Below are 3,738 nucleotides of genomic sequence, written 5' to 3' on the forward strand. Positions count from 1 at the left end.
ATCATCGCCGTCCACCGCGCCGCGCGTGACGAACGCGAGCCGTCCCGAAGGCCGCGACACGAACTCCTGGATCAGCGCGAGCACCCGCGCGCACGTCTCACGAACATCAGTGCCGACAACGGGAACCAGCGTCAGGTCGGCGTCGGTCAACGAGGAGACGACCGGACCGGCGGCCAGCGACAGGACGTCCGGGCCGAGCACCGCGACGGTCTGCTCGGCGAATCCGGCGGGCAGCTCGACCGGCGTCCACTCGATGCGGAACAACGAGTCGCGACCGGCCCCGGAGCCTAGTTCGTCAACCGGGACCGGACGGGTCTGCAACGCCTCGACGGAGGCGACGGGTGCGCCGGTCGCGTCGGCGACGGCGATCTCCATCGAGCCGTCCTCGCCGCGCGTCAACCGCACCCGGACCGCGGCAGCGCCCGAGGCGTGCAGGGACACGCCCTGCCACGAGAACGGCAGCCCACCCCGGCTGATCGATCCGAGGTCACCGAACCCGGCGGCGTGCATGCCGGCGTCCAGCAACGCCGGGTGCAGCCCGAACGCGCCGCCGTCGGCACCTTCGGGCAATGCGACCTCGGCGTAGACGACGCCGTCGCCGCCCCGCCACACCGCCCGCAGGCCCTGGAAGACCGGCCCGTAGTCGAAGCCCATGTCGGTGAAGCGCTCGTAGGAACCGGTGATGTCAACGGCTTCGGCACCGGCAGGCGGCCACACCGAGGCGTCGAACGACACCGCGGACTCACCCGAGCCGAGCACACCGGAAGCGTGCTGGAGCCAAGGCGTGTCAACGGCTCCTTCCGGACGCGAGAAGATCGCGACCGATCGGCGTCCGGCGGAGTCGGCGGCTCCGACGGAGACCTGCACCTGCACGGCGGTTTCCGGCGTCAGCACCAGCGGCGCGGCGAGCGTGAGCTCCTCCACGCGCGAGCAGCCCACCTCGTCGGCGGCCCGCACCGCGAGCTCCAGGAACGCGGTGCCGGCGAACAGCACCCGGCCCATCACCACGTGGTCGGCCAGCCACGGGTGCGTGGCCAGCGACAGGCGCGACGTGAACAGGTGACCTGCCGAGCCCGCGAGCTCCACCGCCGCACCGAGCAACGGATGCCCGACCGCCCCGAGGCCCGCGCCGCGCACGTCACCCGACGAGGTCTTCGGCCGCGGCCAGAACCGCTGCCGCTGGAACGCGTACGTGGGCAGGTCGACCCGAGCGGCACCGGAGCCCTCGAACAACTGCGCCCAGTCCACGGAAACACCGGAGACGTGCAGGCGCGCCAGGCCGGAGACGAACGCGAGCTCCTCGCCGCGGTCCTTGCGCAGCACCGGAACCGCGCCGTCGACCAGTGCCGACAGCACACCGTCCGGTCCGATCTCGACGAACGTCCGCTCCCCCAGCGCCGTCACGTTGTCGTGGAACCGCACCGCGTTCCGCACGTGCGACACCCAGTACTCGGGCGAGGTCACGTCACCGGAGGCCTGGAACGGGATCGACGGCGCGTGGAAGGTCAGCCCGGAGATGGCCGTGCGGAACGCGTCCAGCATCGGTTCCATCAACGGCGAGTGGAACGCGTGCGACACGGAAAGCCGTTTGGTCTTGCGATCGGCGAACCGGGCGGCGACGGCGAGCGCTTCTTCCTCAACGCCCGCAACGACAACCGCGGAGGGCCCGTTCACCGCCGCGATCGACACACCGGCGGTCAGCAGCGGCGCGACCTCGCCCTCGGTCGCCTGCACCGCGATCATCACGCCACCCGCGGGCAGCCCCTGCATCAGCGTCGCCCGCGCGGTCACCAGCGCACACGCGTCCTCCAGCGACAGCACTCCGGCGATGTGCGCGGCCGCGATCTCGCCGATCGAGTGGCCGGCGACGTGCCCCGGCACGATCCCGAACGACTCCATCGACCGGTACAGGGCGACCTGCAACGCGAACAAAGCCGGCTGGGTGAAGCGCGTCTGCTCCAGGGCGGCCTCGTCCTCGCCCCACATCACCGACCGCAGCGCCGGGTCGAGGTGCGCGAGGACCTCGTCGAACGCGGCGGCGAAGACCGGGAACCGGGCGTGCAGCTCCCGGCCCATGCCGAGGCGCTGCGATCCCTGACCGGAGAAGAGGAACGCGAGCGCGTGCTCCTCGGCCGCGACGCCGCGCGCCAGCTCCGTTCCGTCCGGCAGCACCACGGCCCGCTGCTCGAACGACGCCCGCGCGGTCGCCAGGGTGAATGCGACGTCCAGCGGCGACAGGGCATCCACGACCGACTGCAGCCGGACCCGCTGTTCCTCCAACGCGGCGGGGGTGCGGCCGGACAGAACCCACGGCAGCACAGCGGGGCTGACTGCCGGTTCGGAGGCCTCAACGACGAGTGGTGGCGCCTGTTCAAGGATCACGTGTGCGTTCGTACCCGAGACACCGAACGCGGACACACCAGCACGCAACGGCCGATCGACCGAAGGCCACGGCCGTGCCTCGTGCAGCAGCGAGACGTTGCCCTTGGTCCAGTCGACCTGGGTGGACGGCGTGCCGAGGTGCAGGGTCTTGGGCAGCAGGCCGTTCTGCAGCGCCATGACGACCTTGATCACACCGGCGACGCCCGCGGCGCCCTGCGGGTGACCGATGTTGGACTTGACCGACCCGAGGTAGAGCGGCTCGGCGCGGTCCTGCCCGTAGACGGAGAGAATCGCCTGCGCCTCAATGGGATCACCGAGCGTGGTGCCGGTGCCGTGAGCCTCTACAGCGTCTACATCGGACGGAGCGAGGCCGCCGTTCTGCAGGGCCTGGCGGATGACGCGTTGCTGCGACGGGCCGTTCGGCGCGGTCAGGCCGTTCGAGGCGCCGTCCTGGTTGACCGCCGAGCCGCGGACGACCGCGAGGATCTTGTCACCGGCGCGCCGCGCGTCGGAAAGGCGCTTGAGCACCAGCACGCCGACGCCTTCGGACCAGCCGGTGCCGTCCGCGTCGTCGGAGAACGCCTTGCAGCGCCCGTTTCCGGCGAGGCCGCCCTGCGAGGTGAAGGCGGCGAACCCGGCGGGCGTGGTCATGACGGCGACACCGCCGGCCAGCGCCAGGTCGCACTCACCGGCACGCAGCGCCGACGACGCGAGGTGCAGGGCCACCAAGGACGAAGAACACGCCGTGTCGACGGTGACCGCGGGACCTTCCAGCCCGAGGAGGTAGGAGATGCGGCCGGACAGCACGGAGGCGGCGAACGCGGTGGTGGCGTAGAGGCCGACGTCCTCGCCGGAGCGGGAGAGCAGGTCGGCGTAGTCCTGGGAGGTGGTGCCCATGAACACGCCGGTCCTGGTGCCGCGCAGCGACTGCGCGTTGACGCCCGCGCGTTCCAGTGCCTCCCAGGCGGTTTCCAGCAGCAGGCGCTGCTGCGGGTCCATGACGACGGCTTCGCGGGGCGAGATGCCGAAGAACCCGGCGTCGAACGACGCCGGGTCTTCGAGGAAGCCACCTTCGACGGTGGCGGTGTCGAGCTCGGAGACGTCCCAGCCACGATCGGCGGGGAAGCCGCCGATCACGTCCCTGCCTTCGGCGACGACCTGCCAGAGGTCCTCCGGCGAGGCCACGCCGCCGGGGTACCGGCACCCGATGCCCACGATCGCGATCGGTTCCACCGCTGCCGCGATCAGCTGCTGGTTCTGCTTGCGCAGCCGGTCGATCTCCTTCAGTGACGACCGCAGAGCCTCGACGTACTGGTTAGCAGAGGTGGTCATCGCGCTTCCTTCTCGGATCGCCCG

The 3,738-nt window shown here is 71.3% G+C and carries 1 protein-coding gene (only partly in view); it reads right to left on the reverse strand.

The window, feature by feature from the left end:
* On the reverse strand, positions 1–3,714 hold the beginning of the coding sequence (locus ACWEIJ_RS07040) for an SDR family NAD(P)-dependent oxidoreductase (protein WP_449836240.1). It extends 25,917 nt beyond the left edge of the window; the window shows 3,714 of its 29,631 coding nt (coding positions 1–3,714); the start codon lies at positions 3,712–3,714; its stop codon lies beyond the left edge, outside the window.
* Positions 3,715–3,738 lie beyond the last annotated feature (24 nt).

The sequence above is a fragment of the Lentzea sp. NPDC004789 genome (assembly GCF_053601075.1).